This window comes from Pseudomonas sp. SWI36 (assembly GCF_002948105.1).
Classification (GTDB): Bacteria; Pseudomonadota; Gammaproteobacteria; order Pseudomonadales; family Pseudomonadaceae; genus Aquipseudomonas; species Aquipseudomonas alloputida.
On record NZ_CP026675.1, the window covers coordinates 1,709,621 to 1,730,525 of the forward strand.

A 20,905-nucleotide genomic window follows, 5' to 3' on the forward strand; every position below is an offset into this window, starting at 1 on the left:
GGCCGATTATAACCACACCCGGGCGCTGGTGACAGGCAGCAGCGCCCAAGGGCGGCGTGGAATGCGAAAAACCGACGCCTGACCCGCCAAAAGCCTCAGTGCAAGGCCTTGCGAGCGAAATGCCGGGGCCTGAAGCCACACAGGTACAGGCAGCCAAAATACGTCACGACGCCCGCCAGGATCAGCGCCCCAAGCCGCAGGAAGCGCTCAAGCATGATGCCCTGTTCCCAGGCCGGCATATAGTGCATGCCCGCCAGCAGTACTGCCGACATCAGCGCCACCGCCAACACAAGCTTGAGCAGGAACACTGCCCAGCCAGGCTGAGGCTCGAACAGCTGCTGACTGCGCAGCTTCCAGAACAGCAAACCGGCATTCAGGCAGGCACCGAGGCTGATCGCCAATGCCAGGCCGGCATGTGCAAGCGGGCCGACCAGGACAAGGTTGAACAGCTGGGTGCAGACCAGGGTGAAGACTGCGATCTTCACCGGCGTGCGAATATTCTGCTGCGCATAGAAGCCAGGTGCCAGTACCTTGATCAGAATGATCGCCAGCAAGCCCACGGAATAGGCGATCAACGCTCGCTGGGTCATCGCCGCATCAAACGCGCTGAACTTGCCATATTGAAACAAAGCAACGGTCAGCGGTTCGGCAAGAATGGCCAACGCCAGGGTGCAGGGCAGTACCAGCAGGAAGCACAGGCGCAGGCCCCAGTCGAGAATCCGTGAGTACTCCTCGCGGTCCTTGTTGGCGTAGGTCTTGGCCAGGGTCGGCAGCAGGATGGTGCCCAGGGCAACGCCCAGCACACCGGAAGGCAGCTCCATGAGGCGGTCGGCGTAGTACATCCACGATACCGAGCCGGCCACCAGGAAGGAGGCGAAGATGGTGTTGATGATCAGCGAGATCTGGCTCACCGACACCCCCAGGATCGCCGGCAGCATCTGTTTCAGTACCCGCCACACACCCGCGTCCTTGAGGTTCAGGCGCGGCAGCACGAGCATGCCGATCTTCTTCAGCGCTGGCAGCTGGTACAGCAACTGCGCCAGGCCACCCGCCAGCACGCCCCAGGCCAACGCCATGATTGGCGGGTTGAAGTACGGCGTCAGCAACACGGCGAAGGCGATCATCGCCACGTTCAGCAAGGTGGGCGTGAAGGCCGGCACCGAAAAGCGGTTCCAGGTATTGAGGATCGCTCCGGCCAGGGAAGACAGCGAGATCAGGAATATATAAGGAAACGTCACCCGCAACAGGTCGGTGGTCAGCTCGTATTTTTCGGTGCTGTCGACAAAACCCGGGGCCGTCGCCCACACCACCCACGGTGCAGCGAGGATGCCGATGGCGGTCACCAGGGCCAGCACCAGGGTCAGAAGGCCGCTGACATAGGCAATGAAGGTGCGCGTCGCCTCCTCGCCTTGCTGGGTCTTGTACTCGGCCAGAATCGGCACGAAGGCCTGGGAGAATGCGCCTTCGGCGAAGATGCGCCGCAACAGGTTGGGCAGTTTGAACGCGATGAAGAAGGCATCGGTAGCGACACCAGCACCAAAGATGCGGGCCAGGATGGTGTCGCGAACAAAGCCCAGCACCCGCGAAATCATGGTGATCGAGCTTACTGCAGCCAGGGATTTGAGCAGGTTCATCGAAAAGATTCACGCCAATGACAGAGGACGCTGCCAGAGAGCGTCCGAATGTGCGATACTCCCGCGCCTTCGCAGGGGAGCCAAAAATTCCCGAGTGTACAGGTCGCGCAGCAGAAAGGAATCTTTCCCGCTTGTTGGCGCACCGCTCGGCGGAACCTTGCAGGTGGCCTTGACATCCGCTCGACTGATCGGCATGATTCGCGGCCTATTTTGTTTGCTATTTACCTAAAGTCTTTCGAGGAGCTCGACGGTGGCCAACACACCTTCCGCCAAGAAACGTGCAAAACAGGCTGAGAAGCGTCGCAGCCACAACGCCAGCCTGCGTTCCATGGTCCGCACCTACATCAAGAATGTAGTTAAAGCCATCGACGCAAAAGACGCCGAAAAAGCGCAAGCCGCTTACGTTCTGGCTGTACCTGTAATCGACCGTATGGCCGACAAGGGTATCATCCACAAGAACAAGGCTGCTCGTCACAAAGGCCGTCTGAATGGCCACATCAAGGCGCTGAAAGAAGCTGCAGCTGCCTAAGCGACGCGCTAGTCGAAAAACCGACCCTAGGGTCGGTTTTTTGTTGCCTGCGATTTATGCTTGCGGGCCCAGTTCCATGTGGGTCTCGATCTCTGTGTGTCGCGAAAGGGCTGCGAAGCAGCCCCGGCAATCTCAGCTTCTGCGCTGAAACCGAGGGGCCGCTACGCGCCCCTTTCGCGACGCAAGGCCGCTCCCACAAAAAAGCAGGGCCGCGTTTGGCGGCCCTACTTTTACATCACTTGGCGATCTGAATCTTCGGTGCCCACTGCAGCCATTCATCCTCGGCCTTTTCGAACAAGGCAAAGGTCTGCTGCGGCCGTGCCGGGTTACCCATCTGCTCGCCATCTGGCGTTGCGAAGGCGATACCGCCATCGATCAGGGTTTCCAGCGACTCGGTACGCACTGTAGCGCCCTTGAACAGACTCCAGTCGAAACCGAAACCACTGCTGTTCCAGAAGCGGCTACCGCTGCGCACCAAGGCGGCATAGCGCGGCTCGATGAGGATATGAATCAGCACGCGGTCAGCGCTCTGGCCCAGCTCGAAGCCTGTCACCTTGCCCACCGTAACCTCACGATAGGTAACCGGCACACCCGGCTTGATCGAGCCGCGACGCGGTGCACTGAGCGTCAATGGCAGGCCGACCTCTGGCCCTGCTACCTCCGGTGCCTCGGCCAGGGCGATGAAATCGCGCTGTGGCCCACGGTTCTTGGCTGCTGGCTGCACTTCCAGGTACTGCCCACCTATCAAGGTGTCCAGGTTTTCAGTGCGCACCAGGCCCAGGGCCGGCTTGACCACCCAGAACTGCGTGCCGGCACGGGCAATGCGATCCGCCGATTCGGTAATGCGCGCCCGTAGCAGCACCGCCTGCAGGTCATCGGTGAGGTCGACGCTCTCGATGCTGCCCACATCCAGGCCGCGGAAGCGGATGGCCGTGCCCGGTTTCAGGCCATCGGCACGCTCTACACGGATGGTGATCAACGTACCCGCACGGTTCACCGCTTCCTGGCTGTCATGCAGGCGGAAGCGTGGAATGTGCCGTTTCAGCGGTACATCGGGCCGTGGTGTATCGAACGCAATACCGCCGGCCATCAGTGTTTGCAGCGACTCACTCTTGATCTTGATGCCCGACAGGCCGCCGGTCAGGGTGATCCCACTGACGTTCCAGAAGCGCGACGAACCATTGACCAGCTTCTCGTACTCCTTCTCGATATGCACACCGATCAGGATGCGGTTGCTGTTACGGGCGAACTGATAGCTCTGCACGCTACCCACCTTCACCTGGCGGTACGTCACCGGGCTGCCGATTTCCAGCGAACCCAAGGTGTCGGCGAACAACACCATGTGCAGGCCCGGCGCTTTGAGGTCGAGCGGCGGCGCCTTGGCACGCGCCTCGAACTCACGCTCTGGCCGTGCGCCCTTCTCACCAGGACGAATGGCGATGTAGTTACCTTTGACCAAGGCTTCCAGGCCAGTGATTCCCGCCAGGGAAATCGACGGTTTGACTACCCAGAACTGTGTCCCGTCTACCAGGTAGTCCTCGGTCAGTGGGTCGAGTGTCAGCTCGGCCGAAGCGCTGGCCAGGTTGTCTTCCATCTTCAGGGCTTTCAGCGAGCCCACCTGGATGCCCTTGTACATGACCGGCGTGCGACCCGCCTGCAGGCCTTCATAATCGCTCAGCTTCACTTTTACCCGGATACCCGCCTGGGCGGCATCGAAGTCCTCGTACAGACGGAACGGCAGGCTCGGATCGGTGGGAGGGCTGTCCTTGCGGTACTCCGGCGTGGCGAAGGCGATACCACCCGCCACAATGCTCGACAACGACTCACTGCGCACCTTCACACCCGAAAGCGAAGCATCGATGCTGACACCGCTGGCGTTCCAGAAACGCGTGTGCTTGCGCACTAGGCTGGCGTAGGCCGGCTCGATGAAGACTTTCACCTCTACGGTGCTCTGGTCCTCGGACAGGCGGTAGCTTTTCACCCGGCCAACCTGAATCTGCTTGTAGAATACCGGGCTGTCACGGTTGAGCGAGCCCAGCCTGTCGGCCTTGAGGGTCAGGTGCAGGCCTGGTTCAGAATCCGAGAGCGGTGGCGCCACCTTCAATGCCACAAAGCGTTTGGTACGTTCCCCCTCTCCCGGGCTAACGGCGATGTAGTTACCCGACACCAGTGTTTCAAGGCCAGATATACCGGCCAGGCTGACACTCGGCTTCACCAGCCAGAAACGCGTGCCTTTGGTTAGATGGGGCTCGGCAGCCTTGTTCATCTCGATGGTAGCGATCACCCCCTGCGTGTCGCCCTTGGCGTCGAGCACCAGGCTTTTCACCTTGCCGACCGGCATGCCTTTGTAGATGACCTCGGTCTTGTTGGCGACGATACCCTCTCCCGACTCGAAGCGGACTTCAATTTCCACGCCAGCGTCGCGGTAGGCCTGCCACGCGAGCCAGCCACCGATCATCAGCGCAATCAAAGGCAGGATCCAGATGGCCGACCAGTTCGAGGCTGGGCGGGTTTTAGCCGTTGGCAGGTCACTCATGGTCGTCATCCGACTCCGTGTTATCCCAAATCAGTCGGGGATCGAAAGTTAAAGCGGCAAGCATTGTCAGGATCACCACAGTTGCGAAGGCGACAGCGCCCAGGTTGGCTTCGACACTGGCTATTCGGCCAAAATTCACCACTGCCACCAGGATGGCAATGACGAAGATATCCAGCATGGACCAGCGCCCGATGAATTCGATGAAGCGGTACATCAATATCCGCTGCCGGGCCGAAAGCGGCTGCCGCCGCTGAACGGAGTACAACAGCAAGCCGATACCCACCAGCTTGAACGTGGGGACCAGGATACTGGCAATGAACACCACAGCCGCAATGGGCACCATGCCGTGCTTGAGCAGGGTGATGACACCGGACATGATGGTGTCCGGGCTACCCTGACCGAGGGTACTCACGGTCATGATCGGCAGTATGTTGGCCGGGATGTAGAGGATCGACGCCGCAATCAGCAACGCCCAGGTGCGCACGATACTGTTCGGCCGGCGTGCATGCACGATAGCGCCGCAACGTGTACAGGTTTGCGAAGTGCTGTCTGGCTCTTGCCTGTTCAGCTCGTGACACTCATTGCAGACAACAATGCCTGCGTCAATCGCCCGCATGCAGGTCCTCCCCCGATAGCGCACTCCAGATCTGGTGGGGCGACATCACCACTTCGAGCCACACCTGGATCAATAACAGACTGATGAAACAGAACAGCCCAAGGCCCACGGTCAGTTCGGCCAGGTCCACCAGTTTGACGATGGCCACCAGCACCCCCATGAAATAGACCTCGAGCATGCCCCAGTCACGCAGGTGGTGATAGATGCGGTAGAAGACCAGGCCGTAGTCCCGCCCGAAGTTCAAGCGGATGCTCAACAGCACGGCCAGCTGACAGAGCAGCTTCGCCAGCGGAATGACCATGCTACAGAGCAGTACCACTACGGCAACACCGCGCATTCCCGAGTTGTACAGGCCTAGCACGCCACTCCAGACCGTATCGTCCGAAGTCTGGCCAAGCAGGTGCAACTGCATGATCGGCAGGAAATTGGCCGGCACGAATAGCAAAAGGGCCGTCAGCACCAAGGCCAGGCTGCGATTGACCACATTATGCCGGTGGGCATAGAGCTCGTAGCCGCAGCGCGGGCATTGGGCTTTCTCATCATGCTGCAGCACGGGCTTGCGCAGCAGCAGGTCGCATTCATGGCAGGCGACAAGCTCGTCCAACGGCAGCTGGGCCAGGGTTTCAGGTTCGACAGAATTGGACATAGAGCGCTTCTGTATAGGTGCGTGGGGGCTATTCTAGTGTTCTGACTCGAATTATGGGAGGCGACGTTGTCCTGAAGGGTGTGCGGGGGGCGCCCCTGCCTGGCGTTGCACCCTTCCCTTGTAGGAGCGGGTTTACCCGCGAACACCGGCGAAGCCGGTGCCATCTCCGCTCCCGCAGTGATTCGAGCAGTTCCAGTTTTTTGCCCACCAAAGACAAAACCCCTACCTGCATGCGCAGATAGGGGTTTTGCGAAATGAATCTTGACGATGACCTACTCTCACATGGGGAAACCCCACACTACCATCGGCGATGCATCGTTTCACTACTGAGTTCGGGATGGGATCAGGTGGTTCCAATGCTCTATGGTCGTCAAGAAATTCTGTTGCCAGAATGTCCAGATGGACAGCCCAGCGAATTCGGATATGCGATATTTGTGGTCTTACGAATTTTCGGGTTTTTCGTCTTCACCACCGCAATCTGCGTCAGCAAATTGCTTGGGTGTTATATGGTCAAGCCTCACGGGCAATTAGTATTGGTTAGCTCAACGCCTCACAGCGCTTACACACCCAACCTATCAACGTCGTAGTCTTCGACGGCCCTTTAGGGGATTCAAGATCCCAGTGAGATCTCATCTTGAGGCAAGTTTCCCGCTTAGATGCTTTCAGCGGTTATCTCTTCCGAACATAGCTACCCGGCAATGCCACTGGCGTGACAACCGGAACACCAGAGGTTCGTCCACTCCGGTCCTCTCGTACTAGGAGCAGCCCCTCTCAAATCTCAAACGTCCACGGCAGATAGGGACCGAACTGTCTCACGACGTTCTAAACCCAGCTCGCGTACCACTTTAAATGGCGAACAGCCATACCCTTGGGACCGGCTTCAGCCCCAGGATGTGATGAGCCGACATCGAGGTGCCAAACACCGCCGTCGATATGAACTCTTGGGCGGTATCAGCCTGTTATCCCCGGAGTACCTTTTATCCGTTGAGCGATGGCCCTTCCATACAGAACCACCGGATCACTAAGACCTACTTTCGTACCTGCTCGACGTGTTTGTCTCGCAGTCAAGCGCGCTTTTGCCTTTATACTCTACGACCGATTTCCGACCGGTCTGAGCGCACCTTCGTACTCCTCCGTTACTCTTTGGGAGGAGACCGCCCCAGTCAAACTACCCACCATACACTGTCCTCGATCCGGATAACGGACCTGAGTTAGAACCTCAAAGTTGCCAGGGTGGTATTTCAAGGATGGCTCCATGAGAACTGGCGTCCCCACTTCAAAGCCTCCCACCTATCCTACACAAGCAAATTCAAAGTCCAGTGCAAAGCTATAGTAAAGGTTCACGGGGTCTTTCCGTCTAGCCGCGGATACACTGCATCTTCACAGCGATTTCAATTTCACTGAGTCTCGGGTGGAGACAGCGCCGCCATCGTTACGCCATTCGTGCAGGTCGGAACTTACCCGACAAGGAATTTCGCTACCTTAGGACCGTTATAGTTACGGCCGCCGTTTACCGGGGCTTCGATCAAGAGCTTCGCTTGCGCTAACCCCATCAATTAACCTTCCGGCACCGGGCAGGCGTCACACCCTATACGTCCACTTTCGTGTTTGCAGAGTGCTGTGTTTTTAATAAACAGTCGCAGCGGCCTGGTATCTTCGACCGGCATGGGCTTACGGAGCAAGTCCTTCACCCTCGCCGGCGCACCTTCTCCCGAAGTTACGGTGCCATTTTGCCTAGTTCCTTCACCCGAGTTCTCTCAAGCGCCTTGGTATTCTCTACCTAACCACCTGTGTCGGTTTGGGGTACGGTTCCCAGTTATCTGAAGCTTAGGAGCTTTTCTTGGAAGCATGGTATCAACCACTTCGTCGCCTGAAGGCAACTCGTCATCAGCTCTCGGCCTTGAAATCCCGGATTTGCCTAAGATTTCAGCCTACCACCTTAAACCTGGACAACCAACGCCAGGCTGGCCTAACCTTCTCCGTCCCTCCATCGCAATAACTGGAAGTACAGGAATATTAACCTGTTTTCCATCGACTACGCTTTTCAGCCTCGCCTTAGGGACCGACTAACCCTGCGTCGATTAACGTTGCGCAGGAAACCTTGGTCTTTCGGCGTGCGAGTTTTTCACTCGCATTGTCGTTACTCATGTCAGCATTCGCACTTCTGATACCTCCAGCAAGCTTCTCAACTCACCTTCACAGGCTTACAGAACGCTCCTCTACCGCATCATCGTAAGATGATACCCGTAGCTTCGGTGCATGGTTTGAGCCCCGTTACATCTTCCGCGCAGGCCGACTCGACTAGTGAGCTATTACGCTTTCTTTAAAGGGTGGCTGCTTCTAAGCCAACCTCCTAGCTGTCTAAGCCTTCCCACATCGTTTCCCACTTAACCATGACTTTGGGACCTTAGCTGACGGTCTGGGTTGTTTCCCTTTTCACGACGGACGTTAGCACCCGCCGTGTGTCTCCCATGCTCGGCACTTGTAGGTATTCGGAGTTTGCATCGGTTTGGTAAGTCGGGATGACCCCCTAGCCGAAACAGTGCTCTACCCCCTACAGTGATACATGAGGCGCTACCTAAATAGCTTTCGAGGAGAACCAGCTATCTCCGAGCTTGATTAGCCTTTCACTCCGATCCACAGGTCATCCGCTAACTTTTCAACGGTAGTCGGTTCGGTCCTCCAGTCAGTGTTACCTAACCTTCAACCTGCCCATGGATAGATCGCCCGGTTTCGGGTCTATACCCAGCGACTAAACGCCCTATTAAGACTCGCTTTCGCTACGCCTCCCCTATTCGGTTAAGCTCGCCACTGAATATAAGTCGCTGACCCATTATACAAAAGGTACGCAGTCACCTAACAAAGTAGGCTCCCACTGCTTGTACGCATACGGTTTCAGGTTCTATTTCACTCCCCTCTCCGGGGTTCTTTTCGCCTTTCCCTCACGGTACTGGTTCACTATCGGTCAGTCAGTAGTATTTAGCCTTGGAGGATGGTCCCCCCATATTCAGACAAAGTTTCTCGTGCTCCGTCCTACTCGATTTCATTGACAAGAGATTTTCGTGTACGGGGCTATCACCCACTATGGCCGCACTTTCCAGAGCGTTCCACTAATCTCAAATCAACTTAAGGGCTGGTCCCCGTTCGCTCGCCACTACTAAGGGAATCTCGGTTGATTTCTTTTCCTCAGGGTACTTAGATGTTTCAGTTCCCCTGGTTCGCCTCTTGCACCTATGTATTCAGTACAAGATAACCAGCTTGTGCTGGCTGGGTTCCCCCATTCAGAGATCTCTGGATCACAGTCTGTTTGCCGACTCCCCAAAGCTTATCGCAGGCTACCACGTCTTTCATCGCCTCTGACTGCCAAGGCATCCACCGTATGCGCTTCTTCACTTGACCATATAACCCCAAGCAATCTGGTTATACTGTGAAGACGACATTCGCCGAAAATTCGTACGTTGCTCCTTCGAGCAGAACTCACAAATTTTACCTTAGCCTGATCCACCAGCAGTGAAACTGGTGTTCAGTCTATATCTATCACATATCCGAATTTTTAAAGAACGATCTGACAAAAGTCAGAAATCAACATTCGAGCTGAATGTTCATTTCTAAGTTCTGACAAGTAACTGCGTACGGCGAAAGTGGTGGAGCCAAGCGGGATCGAACCGCTGACCTCCTGCGTGCAAGGCAGGCGCTCTCCCAGCTGAGCTATGGCCCCGTATTCTACGGCTGAACCATGTAATGGTAGGTCTGGGCAGATTTGAACTGCCGACCTCACCCTTATCAGGGGTGCGCTCTAACCAACTGAGCTACAGACCTATAACAGGGTCGCGTTACAGCATCGTCTTTTACAATGAATCAAGCAATTCGTGTGGGAGCTCATCAGCAGGCTGATGTCGTCGATTAAGGAGGTGATCCAGCCGCAGGTTCCCCTACGGCTACCTTGTTACGACTTCACCCCAGTCATGAATCACACCGTGGTAACCGTCCCCCCGAAGGTTAGACTAGCTACTTCTGGTGCAACCCACTCCCATGGTGTGACGGGCGGTGTGTACAAGGCCCGGGAACGTATTCACCGCGACATTCTGATTCGCGATTACTAGCGATTCCGACTTCACGCAGTCGAGTTGCAGACTGCGATCCGGACTACGATCGGTTTTGTGAGATTAGCTCCACCTCGCGGCTTGGCAACCCTCTGTACCGACCATTGTAGCACGTGTGTAGCCCAGGCCGTAAGGGCCATGATGACTTGACGTCATCCCCACCTTCCTCCGGTTTGTCACCGGCAGTCTCCTTAGAGTGCCCACCATAACGTGCTGGTAACTAAGGACAAGGGTTGCGCTCGTTACGGGACTTAACCCAACATCTCACGACACGAGCTGACGACAGCCATGCAGCACCTGTGTCAGAGTTCCCGAAGGCACCAATCCATCTCTGGAAAGTTCTCTGCATGTCAAGGCCTGGTAAGGTTCTTCGCGTTGCTTCGAATTAAACCACATGCTCCACCGCTTGTGCGGGCCCCCGTCAATTCATTTGAGTTTTAACCTTGCGGCCGTACTCCCCAGGCGGTCAACTTAATGCGTTAGCTGCGCCACTAAAATCTCAAGGATTCCAACGGCTAGTTGACATCGTTTACGGCGTGGACTACCAGGGTATCTAATCCTGTTTGCTCCCCACGCTTTCGCACCTCAGTGTCAGTATCAGTCCAGGTGGTCGCCTTCGCCACTGGTGTTCCTTCCTATATCTACGCATTTCACCGCTACACAGGAAATTCCACCACCCTCTACCGTACTCTAGCTTGCCAGTTTTGGATGCAGTTCCCAGGTTGAGCCCGGGGCTTTCACATCCAACTTAACAAACCACCTACGCGCGCTTTACGCCCAGTAATTCCGATTAACGCTTGCACCCTCTGTATTACCGCGGCTGCTGGCACAGAGTTAGCCGGTGCTTATTCTGTCGGTAACGTCAAAACAGCAAGGTATTAGCTTACTGCCCTTCCTCCCAACTTAAAGTGCTTTACAATCCGAAGACCTTCTTCACACACGCGGCATGGCTGGATCAGGCTTTCGCCCATTGTCCAATATTCCCCACTGCTGCCTCCCGTAGGAGTCTGGACCGTGTCTCAGTTCCAGTGTGACTGATCATCCTCTCAGACCAGTTACGGATCGTCGCCTTGGTGAGCCATTACCCCACCAACTAGCTAATCCGACCTAGGCTCATCTGATAGCGCAAGGCCCGAAGGTCCCCTGCTTTCTCCCGTAGGACGTATGCGGTATTAGCGTTCCTTTCGAAACGTTGTCCCCCACTACCAGGCAGATTCCTAGGCATTACTCACCCGTCCGCCGCTGAATCAAGGAGCAAGCTCCCGTCATCCGCTCGACTTGCATGTGTTAGGCCTGCCGCCAGCGTTCAATCTGAGCCATGATCAAACTCTTCAGTTCAATACTGCTTGGGTTTTTAAGAAACCCTAAACTTGGCTCAGCAATCTCAAATGACTATGTGATTTCTCGCATGGCCACTTGTGATGCTGATAATCTTTTTGACTATCAGTCCGTACTCACAAGCACCCACACGAATTGCTTGATTCGATTTGTTAAAGAGCGTTGGTTAAGAGCTTTTCATCTCAACCGAGGCGCGCATTCTACGCTTTCCTCAGAGCCTGTCAAGCGTTTATTTTGAAGTTTTTTGCGAGAAACTCGTTTAGCTTCAAACACTTGGCTCGCTGCGATCTCTCGTAGCGGGAGGCGAATCATACAGCACTCAGAAGCGCTGTCAACCATCATCTCAACCGCTTTCGATCATTCGATCGTAGCCCTTTCAGCTTTTGCCTTAACTACTTAACTCATTGAATCTCAAGAAGTTTTTCGTTCCGATGTCGCTGGAAGTGGGGCGCATTATAAGGGGATTCGAGAGGGCGTCAACCTTTAATTTCAAGAAATTGAAATATAAGGGGGAAAGACCGTATCGGGGCTGCCAAGTGTTCGCCACGACAGTTTCAGCGCCTGTGAGATCGAGCGCCGCCCGCGCGGCGCTTCGCGGGTAAACCCGCTCCTACGTTTGTTTCGGGCCAATTATGCCTGTGAGATTCGCGCGCGAACGCTTTGGTGCCTGTCTCGATATCGCGTCGAACAAACAAGGCGGTCGCGCGCGCCTGGCACAGGAGGGACTGGCCGGAAACAAACGTAGGAGCGGGTTTACCCGCGAAGCGCCGCGCGGGCGGCGCTCGATCTCATAGGCGGTGAATGTCTCAAGCCGGACGCGCGCGGCGCTCGATCTCACAGGCGCTGCAGGGGTTATGGCAGACACATCTCACCGCCAAAACCACCTCAAGACATACCCACCACACCTCCCCCTACAACAGCAACAACCAACCCCCAAAAACAAAGCGGGGAGGCCTGACGGCCTCCCCGCTTCATCTACTTCCCTTACAGGCTAGGGAATGCAAACTGCGACGCTTCATGGCTGGCCCGCTGCGGCCACCGCTGGGTAATGGCCTTACGACGGGTATAGAAGCGCACACCATCCGGGCCATAGGCATGCAGGTCACCAAACAGCGAACGCTTCCAGCCACCAAAGCTGTGGTAGGCCACCGGCACCGGCAGCGGTACGTTCACACCCACCATACCCACTTCGATCTCGTCGCAGAACAGACGGGCCGCTTCACCGTCACGGGTAAAGATGCAGGTGCCGTTGCCATACTCGTGATCGTTGATCAGCTGCATGGCCTGCTCCAGGCTATTCACACGGACCACGCACAGCACCGGGCCAAAGATCTCCTCTTTATAGATGCGCATCTCCGGGGTCACATTGTCGAACAGGGTGCCACCTACAAAGTAGCCATCTTCATTACCCGCCACACGGAAGCCACGGCCATCCACCACCAGCTTGGCGCCAGCAGCAACACCGTCATCGATGTAACCCACGACCTTGTCACGCGCTGCCGCAGTCACCAGCGGGCCCATGTCCAGGCCGCACGAGGTGCCGGCACCAATCTTCAGCGCCTTGATCTGTGGCTCCAGCTTGGCAATCAGGGCGTCAGCCACTTGGTCGCCCACGCACACGGCTACCGAAATGGCCATGCAACGCTCGCCACACGAGCCGTAAGCCGCGCCCATCAGTGCACTGACTGCGTTGTCCAGGTCGGCATCCGGCATCAGCACCGCGTGGTTCTTCGCGCCCCCCAGGGCTTGTACACGCTTGCCACGCTTGGTGCCTTCGGCATAGATGTACTCGGCGATCGGGGTCGAACCCACGAAGCTCAGTGCTTTGACTTCCGGCGCTTCGATCAGCGCATCCACCGCTTCCTTGTCACCGTGCACGACGTTGAGGATGCCCTTCGGCAGGCCGGCTTCCAGCAGCAACTGGGCAATGTACAGGGTCGAGCTCGGGTCACGCTCGGAAGGCTTGAGGATGAAAGCGTTGCCGCAGGCGATGGCCAGCGGGTACATCCACAGCGGCACCATGGCCGGGAAGTTGAATGGGGTGATACCGGCAACCACGCCCAGCGGCTGGAAGTCGGACCAGGCGTCGATGTTCGGACCGACGTTACGGCTGTACTCCCCCTTCAGCACTTCTGGGGCTGCACACGCAAACTCGACGTTCTCGATACCACGCTTCAGTTCGCCGGCGGCGTCTTCCAGGGTCTTGCCGTGCTCTTCGCTGATCATCTGCGAAATCTTGGCTTCGTTCTGCTCCAGCAGTTGCTTGAAGCGGAACATCACCTGGGCGCGCTTGGCCGGAGGGGTGTTGCGCCAGGCCGGGAAGGCTGCCTTGGCCGAGTCGATCGCTTCCTGCACGGTTGCGCGGCTGGCCAGTTCGACCTTGCGAACGGCCTGGCCAGTGGACGGGTTGAAGACATCGGCGGTGCGCTCACCCTTGGTAACCAGTTCGCCGTGAATCAGGTGCTGAACAATGCTCATGCAAAACTCCAGATAAACAAAGGAGAGCCAGGCGCACGCTGCGGGCGCCTGGCATCAATATCGGAAAGATCAGTCGATCAGGTTCAGGGTTTCGCCTACCGCATCGAACAGGAGGTCCAGTTCCTGCGGCTTGGTATTGAAGGTTGGGCCGAACTGCAGGGTGTCGCCACCAAAGCGTACATAGAAGCCGGCTTTCCACAGCTTCATGGCCGCTTCGTATGGGCGAACGATGGCATCACCGTCACGGGCGGCGATCTGGATGGCGCCGGCCAGGCCGTAGTTACGGATATCGACGATATTCTTGGTGCCCTTCACGCCGTGCAGCAGCTTCTCGAAATGCGGCGCCAGTTCAGCCGCGGACTGCACCAGGTTTTCCTTCTGCAGCAGGTCCAGCGCGGCGAGACCGGCGGCACAGGCTACCGGGTGCGCCGAGTAGGTGTAGCCGTGTGGGAATTCCACGGCGTATTCCGGGGTCGGCTGGTTCATGAAGGTCTGGTAGATCTCGCTGCTGGCAATCACTGCGCCCATCGGGATGGCGCCGTTGGTCACCTGCTTGGCGATGCACATCAGGTCCGGGGTAACGCCGAAGGCTTCCGAGCCGGTCATCGCACCCATGCGGCCGAAGCCAGTGATCACTTCGTCGAAGATCAGCAGAATGTTGTGCTGGGTGCAGATTTCACGCAGGCGCTTCAGGTAACCCTTTGGCGGCGGCAGCACACCGGCCGAACCGGCCAGCGGCTCGACGATGACTGCTGCGATGTTGGAGGCATCGTGCAGCTCGATCAGCTTGAGCATTTCGTCAGCCAGCGCGATACCGCCCTCTTCCGGCAAGCCTTTCGAGAAGGCATTCACCGGCAATACAGTGTGAGGCAGGTGGTCGACGTCCAGCAGTTGGCCAAACATCTTGCGGTTACCGTTGACGCCACCCAGGCTGGTACCCGCGATGTTCACGCCATGGTAACCACGGGCACGGCCGATGATCTTGGTCTTGGTTGCCTGGCCTTTCAGGCGCCAGTAGGCACGCACCATCTTCAGTGCGGTATCGGCGCACTCGGAACCGGAGTTGGTATAGAAGACGTGATTCAGATTGCCCGGAACCAGCTCGGCGATCTTTTCCGCCAACTGGAACGACAGCGGGTGGCCGAACTGGAACGCTGGGGAGTAGTCCAGCGTACTCAGTTGACGGGTCACCGCGTCGGCGATTTCCTTGCGAGTGTGCCCTGCGCCGCAGGTCCACAGGCCGGACAGGGCGTCGAAGATCTTGCGCCCGTGGTCATCGATCAGGTAGTTGCCTTCGGCCGCCACGATCAGGCGTGGGTCGCGCTGGAAGTTGCGGTTGGCGGTGTAGGGCATCCAGTGGGCGTCCAGCTTGAGCTGGCTGGCGATACCGGCAGGACCAGTTTCGGGCATGTTCATCGGCGGTTCCTCGGAAGACGATTAGGCAACGATGGATGTTGTTGCAGCTAAATTGGCACGGCGATAGAGTCTGAAAAAGCCTACATTTCTAACCTTCAGACAGGCCGTGACTAAACTAATGAGCCGACGCCCCGATCCACTCGCCCAAGTCAGCGATTTCGACATCCGCCTGCTGAAGATCTATCGCAGCGTCGTCGAGTGCGGTGGCTTCTCGGCTGCCGAAAACGTACTGGGCATTGGTCGCTCGGCCATCAGCCAGCAGATGAACGACCTCGAGCAACGCCTTGGCCTGCGCCTGTGTCAGCGCGGCCGCGCCGGTTTCTCGCTGACGGAGGAAGGCCGCGAGGTCTACCATTCAGCCCTGCAACTGCTCAGCGCGCTGGAAAGCTTCCGCACCGAGGTCAACGGCCTGCACCAGCATTTGCGCGGCGAGCTGAACATCGGCCTGACCGACAATCTGGTGACCCTGCCGCACATGCGTATCACCCATGCCCTGGCGGAACTCAAGGATCGGGGCCCTGATGTGCGCATCCAGATCCGCATGATCGCCCCCAGCCAGGTCGAGCACGGCGTGCTCGACGGCAGCCTGCACGTTGGCGTCGTACCACAGACCAGCCCGTTATCGGGGCTTGAGTATCAACCGTTGTACAGCGAACGCTCGCTGCTGTACTGCGCGGTTGGCCACCCGCTGTTCTACGCCGACGACCAGCAGATAGACGACGAGCGCCTCAACAGCCAGGAAGCCATCACCCCCACCTTCCGCCTGCCGGCCGACATCCAGGCGCACTACCAGGCGCTGAATTGCACAGCCAGTGCTTCTGACCGCGAGGGCATGGCGTTTCTCATCCTTACCGGGCGCTATATCGGCTACCTGCCCGACCACTACGCCATGTTCTGGGTGCAGCAAGGCCGTTTGCGTGCGCTCAAACCCAAGGAGCGTTTTTATGACCTGAGCCTGAGCTGGGTTACCCGCAAAGGCCGGCGCCCCAACCTGGTGTTGGAAAGCTTCCTCGAAAGCCTGGCTGCGACACGTTGATGCCTGTCTGTGCCGCAAACGCTTGTCACTTCGGCACAGGCAGGTAATCTTGTCCCACAGCCGCAGCCACTGCACCGTACGGAATCGTCCATGACCCTAGAAGTCCCTGCGCATCGCCTCTCCGCCTCGGGCAAGCCCGCGGGCCGTATCCGCCAGAAGAACGAACAGGCCATTATCCAGGCCGCCGAAGATGAATTCGCCCGCCATGGTTTCAAGGGCACCAGCATGAACACCATCGCCCTCAAGGCGGGGTTGCCCAAGGCTAACCTGCATTACTACTTCACCAACAAGCTGGGCCTGTACATCGCCGTGCTCAGCAACATCATCGAGTTGTGGGACAGCACCTTCAACGCCTTGAGCGTCGATGACGACCCCGGTGAAGCCCTGAGCCAGTACATCCGCACCAAGATGGAGTTCTCCCGGCGCAACCCGCAAGCTTCGCGCATTTTCGCCATGGAAGTGATCAGCGGTGGCACCTGCCTGACCGAATACTTCAGTGCCGACTACCGCGAATGGTTCCGCGGCCGTGCTGCGGTATTCCAGGCCTGGATCGAAGCAGGCAAGATGGACCCGGTCGACCCCGTACACCTGATCTTCCTGCTCTGGGGCAGCACCCAGCACTACGCTGACTTCGCCACCCAGATTTGCCAGGTGACTGGCCGCAGCCGCCTGACCAAGCAGGACATGGAAGACGCGAGCAACAACCTTATCCACATCATTCTGAAGGGCTGCGGCATCAAGCCGGCTGCCTGACCGTCCTTTATGCCTTCTACCCTGCTCGACCTCTGCGAATACCGCGAGGAAATCCGCAAAAGCCGCTTCATCACCCTCGCCGGGCCGATCAGCAGCGCCGCCGAAGCGATGAGTTTCATCGAACGTCACAGCGACCTGGCCGCTACCCACAACTGCTGGGCCTGGAAACTCGGCGCGCAGTACCGCAGCAGTGACGACGGCGAACCCGGCGGCACCGCAGGGCGGCCGATCCTGGCAGCCATCGAAGCGCAGGACTGCGATCAGGTGGTGGTGCTGGTGATCCGTTGGTACGGCGGCATCCAGCTGGGTACCGGCGGCCTGGCCAGGGCTTATGGCGGCGGCGCCAACAAGTGCCTGCAACAGGCGCCCAAACGCCTGCTGGTGCAGCGCAGCCATTTCAGCTGCAGTTGCAGTTTCAGCGAGCTGGCGCTGGTGAAGCTGCGTCTGGCCGAGGTTGACGGCCTGGTCCTGGATGAACAGTTCACCGCCAATGGTGTGGACCTGGTGATTGCCCTCGGTGACGCCCACCTGGCGCCATTGCAACAGCAACTGGCGGACCTGAGCCGCGGGCGTATTTTGCTCGAAGCACGCTGAACATTGCCCACAACAACTGTGGGCCTGCCTGTGGATAAGCTTGGGGCACTCTCTTGCAGGCTAGTGATTTCGAGGCCCCCAGAGCTTTGATCATATTTTGATCACTATTTGATGACAGTCGTAAACTGCTGAATGTGCGCGACTTATCCCCAGCGAACCGCCCATCCAAGCCGCACCCCGCTTGCTCACCTTGCACACAATAACTGTGGACCAGCTTGTGGATAACCCGTGCGCCAACAGGCGAAGCGCCCGGCCCCGCAAGGCCCAGACAAAACTGACCATTTTTTAACCAGACGCAAACCAGGCACGCGTATTCGCCGTGACGTATGCTCAATTCCTTTCTCCTACACCGATAAAGGAATGTTCCTATGGCCAATTCAAGAACTGCCCTCATCATCGGCGCCTCGCGCGGCCTTGGCCTGGGCTTGGTACAACGCCTGCACGAAGACGGTTGGCACATCACTGCCACCGTCCGTAACCCGCAGCAGCCCGGCGCCCTGGCGAACGTGCCCGGCGTGCGCATCGAGCAGCTGGAAATGAACGACACCGTTCAGCTCGACAGCCTGAGGCAACGCCTGCAAGGCCAGGTGTTCGACCTGATATTCGTCAACGCCGGGGTCATGGGCCCCCTGCCGCAAGACCTGGAGGCAGTCCACAACAGCGACATTGGCGATCTGTTCATGACCAACGCTGTGGCGCCGATACGCGTGGCTCGCCGCCTGGTGGGTCAAATACGCGAAGGCAGTGGTGTGCTGGCTTTCATGAGCTCGATCCTGGGAAGCGTCACCATCCCAGACGGTGGCGAAATCTGCCTGTACAAGGCCAGCAAGGCGGCACTGAACTCGATGATCAACAGCTTCTTCGTTGAGCAGCAGCGCCCGGACCTGTGCGTGCTGGCCATGCACCCGGGCTGGGTGAAAACTGACATGGGTGGCGAAAACGCCGAAATCGATGTGCTCACCAGCACCCGCGGCATGATCGAACAGATCAAGGCCCAAAGCGGCAAGGGCGGCCTGCGTTTCATCAACTACAAGGGCGAACCCTTGGTCTGGTGATTCACCAGGTCGCAGCCCGGCTGGGCGCATTGCCCAGCCAGCCCCTGTAGAATGGCCGCAACCGTACCTGATTGAGATGACCACTATGTATGACTGGTTGAACGCCCTGCCCAAGGCCGAACTGCACCTGCACCTGGAAGGCTCACTGGAGCCAGAGTTGCTGTTCGCCCTGGCCGAGCGCAACAAGATCGCCTTGCCCTGGGCCGATGTGGAGACCTTGCGCGGTGCCTATGCCTTCAACAACCTGCAGGAGTTCCTCGACCTGTATTACCAGGGCGCGGATGTGCTGCGCACCGAGCAGGACTTCTACGACCTGACCTGGGCCTACCTGCAACGCTGCAAGGCCCAGAACGTGATCCACACCGAACCCTTCTTCGACCCGCAGACCCACACCGACCGCGGCATTGCTTTCGAAGTGGTGCTCAACGGCATCAGCCAGGCGCTCAAGGATGGCCGCGAACAACTGGGCATCAGCAGCGGCCTGATCCTCAGCTTCCTGCGCCACCTCAGCGAGGATGAAGCGCACAAGACCCTCGATCAGGCCTTGCCGTTCCGCGATGCGTTCATTGCCGTAGGCCTGGACAGCTCGGAGATGGGCCACCCGCCCAGCAAGTTCCAGCGGGTGTTCGACCGCGCCCGTAGCGAAGGCTTCGTCGCCGTTGCCCATGCTGGCGAAGAAGGCCCGCCCGAGTACATCTGGGAAGCCCTCGACCTGCTGAAGATCAAACGTATCGACCATGGCGTGCGCGCCATCGAGGACGAGCGCCTGATGCAGCGCATCATCGACGAGCAGATCCCGCTCACGGTGTGCCCGCTGTCCAACACCAAGCTATGCGTGTTCGACCACATGAGCCAGCACAACATCCTCGACATGCTCGAGCGTGGTGTGAAAGTCACGGTCAACTCGGACGACCCGGCCTACTTCGGTGGCTACGTCACGGAGAACTTCCACGCTCTGCATACCCACTTGGGCATGACCGAAGACCAGGCTCGTCGCCTGGCGCAGAACAGCCTGGACGCACGGCTGGTTTGAGTAGCATGACGACGTTGCGCTCAACCGACCTGCAACGTCGCCACGCGGGCTATGCGATTGATCTGCTGGATACCCAGCGCCGAAATATGCAGTGCCCGTGAGTCCTCTATCTCGCGCATCCAGCCAGATTGCAGGAACAACCTGAACAAGGCCTGACCCAGTACGCCACCCAGATGCGGGCCTTGGTCATTCCATTCGGTGCAGCGGCAGATCACGCAACCTCGTTGCTGGTGTGGCGCCAGGGCATCGATGTACACCCCGACCAAGGCCAACTGCGCCCGCCCCTCGTCACTGACCCTCAAGTGCCGTCCGCTGCCTTCCAACCAGCCAGCCACCACCATGCGATGATACAGCTCACTGGCCAACTCCCCACCCAGGTGATCGCCACAACGGCGCGCCCGGCGCATCGACAGCGGCAGCGACGATACCGGCGCTTCGGCACGCTCTCCCCTGGCGCTTTCCAGCTGTACGCTGGCCAAGGCCTCTACCGCCGCTCCGACCTGCGGGGTAGCCAGGCAGAAGTAACGTTTGCGGCCCCTGGCTTCATGCCTGAGCAAACCGGCCGACGACAGCAGCGAAAGATGTGCGCAGGCTGATGATGAAGTCAGGCCAGTCATTATCGCGAGCTCATTGGCCAACCGTGGTGTGCCATCGATCAATGCCCACAACATGGCACTGCGCTTGGGGTCGGCCATCAGGCTGGCAATTTGGCTGATACTGCTGGCTGCGTTCATGTCCTTGTAACTCCCTGCAAGTTCACGGTGGGGATGCGATGGCCAACCCTGCCAGGGAAGCGCCTCTCGCTGGCACTGGCCTGGCTCGCCAGTATAAGCCGCAGAAAACGCCGGTTCAGACGGCCAGGTGCCATCGTACTCATGACGAAAAACCACTGGGTATGCCTACCCATGGCAAGCAGCGAGGCGGCTTCGAAAACGCCCCGGCACCCAGTCAATCAAGGCACCGGTACGCCCACACAAACGCGCTGAAACATCTTGATGAAAACAAACTTGCAGCCATTTCAGATGTGGCCCACAGCAACCTTCCACAAATAGTGCGAAACAAAGCGAAGGTTCTGCGGGTTTGCAGGCATTGCGCCCAAAGTAGGAAACACCACCAGGGAAATGCGCACACTTACCGT

General features: G+C 58.1%; 13 protein-coding genes, 2 tRNA genes and 3 rRNA genes. 6 read left to right on the forward strand and 12 right to left on the reverse strand.

Annotated features, from left to right (window positions below; translation table 11 throughout):
- Nucleotides 1-95: 95 nt before the first annotated feature.
- Complete coding sequence (gene murJ, locus C4Q27_RS08370; RefSeq protein ID WP_064491427.1) at nucleotides 96-1,634, reverse strand: murein biosynthesis integral membrane protein MurJ; 1,539 nt, start codon at nucleotides 1,632-1,634, stop codon at nucleotides 96-98.
- A 250-nt stretch (nucleotides 1,635-1,884) separates the two neighbouring features.
- Between murJ and rpsT the strand changes: the two genes are divergently transcribed.
- Nucleotides 1,885-2,163 carry a 30S ribosomal protein S20 gene (gene rpsT, locus C4Q27_RS08375; protein WP_003247625.1) on the forward strand — a complete coding sequence of 93 codons (279 nt, stop codon included), beginning with the start codon at nucleotides 1,885-1,887 and terminating at the stop codon, nucleotides 2,161-2,163.
- Between the two features lie 235 nt (nucleotides 2,164-2,398).
- Here the strand turns inward: rpsT and C4Q27_RS08380 are convergent, their stop codons facing one another.
- From C4Q27_RS08380 to C4Q27_RS08435, 10 genes are all read right to left on the reverse strand, one after another.
- On the reverse strand, nucleotides 2,399-4,699 hold the full coding sequence (locus tag C4Q27_RS08380; protein WP_104886735.1) for a PqiB family protein: 2,301 nt from the start codon (nucleotides 4,697-4,699) through the stop codon (nucleotides 2,399-2,401).
- Nucleotides 4,692-5,315 (reverse strand): paraquat-inducible protein A, encoded by a 624-nt coding sequence (locus tag C4Q27_RS08385; protein ID WP_014589576.1) that lies wholly within the window; start codon nucleotides 5,313-5,315, stop codon nucleotides 4,692-4,694. The genes C4Q27_RS08380 and C4Q27_RS08385 overlap by 8 nt, the downstream gene beginning before the upstream one ends.
- On the reverse strand, nucleotides 5,302-5,961 hold the full coding sequence (locus tag C4Q27_RS08390) for a paraquat-inducible protein A (protein ID WP_020190949.1): 660 nt from the start codon (nucleotides 5,959-5,961) through the stop codon (nucleotides 5,302-5,304). The genes C4Q27_RS08385 and C4Q27_RS08390 overlap by 14 nt, the downstream gene beginning before the upstream one ends.
- A 259-nt stretch (nucleotides 5,962-6,220) precedes the next feature.
- Nucleotides 6,221-6,336 (reverse strand): 5S ribosomal RNA (rrf, locus tag C4Q27_RS08395).
- A 131-nt stretch (nucleotides 6,337-6,467) separates the two neighbouring features.
- Nucleotides 6,468-9,360 (reverse strand): 23S ribosomal RNA (locus C4Q27_RS08400).
- A gap of 243 nt (nucleotides 9,361-9,603) precedes the next feature.
- Nucleotides 9,604-9,679, reverse strand: a tRNA-Ala gene (locus tag C4Q27_RS08405).
- 24 nt (nucleotides 9,680-9,703) lie between these two features.
- Nucleotides 9,704-9,780, reverse strand: a tRNA-Ile gene (locus C4Q27_RS08410).
- 85 nt (nucleotides 9,781-9,865) lie between these two features.
- Nucleotides 9,866-11,402 (reverse strand): 16S ribosomal RNA (locus C4Q27_RS08415).
- Together the 16S, 23S and 5S rRNA genes with 2 tRNA genes alongside form the textbook arrangement of a ribosomal RNA operon.
- A 984-nt stretch (nucleotides 11,403-12,386) precedes the next feature.
- On the reverse strand, nucleotides 12,387-13,880 hold the full coding sequence (locus tag C4Q27_RS08430; protein WP_064493232.1) for a CoA-acylating methylmalonate-semialdehyde dehydrogenase: 1,494 nt from the start codon (nucleotides 13,878-13,880) through the stop codon (nucleotides 12,387-12,389).
- Nucleotides 13,881-13,949: 69 nt separating this feature from the next.
- Complete coding sequence (locus C4Q27_RS08435; protein ID WP_064493233.1) at nucleotides 13,950-15,296, reverse strand: aspartate aminotransferase family protein; 1,347 nt, start codon at nucleotides 15,294-15,296, stop codon at nucleotides 13,950-13,952.
- A 118-nt stretch (nucleotides 15,297-15,414) separates the two neighbouring features.
- On the opposite strand from C4Q27_RS08435, the gene C4Q27_RS08440 reads away from it, so the two are divergent.
- The 5 genes from C4Q27_RS08440 to C4Q27_RS08460 all read left to right on the forward strand — a co-directional run bounded on the left by C4Q27_RS08440 (nucleotide 15,415) and on the right by C4Q27_RS08460 (nucleotide 19,767).
- Complete coding sequence (locus C4Q27_RS08440) at nucleotides 15,415-16,332, forward strand: LysR family transcriptional regulator (RefSeq protein ID WP_014755221.1); 918 nt, start codon at nucleotides 15,415-15,417, stop codon at nucleotides 16,330-16,332.
- A 90-nt stretch (nucleotides 16,333-16,422) separates the two neighbouring features.
- Nucleotides 16,423-17,085, forward strand: a complete 663-nt coding sequence (locus C4Q27_RS08445) for a TetR/AcrR family transcriptional regulator (protein ID WP_003255279.1) — start codon at nucleotides 16,423-16,425, stop codon at nucleotides 17,083-17,085.
- A gap of 9 nt (nucleotides 17,086-17,094) precedes the next feature.
- A complete protein-coding gene (locus C4Q27_RS08450) occupies nucleotides 17,095-17,679 on the forward strand; it encodes a YigZ family protein (RefSeq protein WP_010951864.1) in 585 nt (194 codons plus the stop codon).
- A gap of 368 nt (nucleotides 17,680-18,047) precedes the next feature.
- A complete protein-coding gene (locus tag C4Q27_RS08455; protein WP_104886736.1) occupies nucleotides 18,048-18,734 on the forward strand; it encodes an SDR family oxidoreductase in 687 nt (228 codons plus the stop codon).
- Nucleotides 18,735-18,819: 85 nt separating this feature from the next.
- Complete coding sequence (locus C4Q27_RS08460) at nucleotides 18,820-19,767, forward strand: adenosine deaminase (RefSeq protein ID WP_003255282.1); 948 nt, start codon at nucleotides 18,820-18,822, stop codon at nucleotides 19,765-19,767.
- Nucleotides 19,768-19,787: 20 nt separating this feature from the next.
- Here C4Q27_RS08460 and C4Q27_RS08465 read toward each other — a convergent pair whose 3' ends face one another.
- Nucleotides 19,788-20,501, reverse strand: coding sequence for a helix-turn-helix transcriptional regulator (locus tag C4Q27_RS08465; protein WP_004576993.1), 714 nt, complete (start codon nucleotides 20,499-20,501; stop codon nucleotides 19,788-19,790).
- Nucleotides 20,502-20,905: the final 404 nt, after the last annotated feature.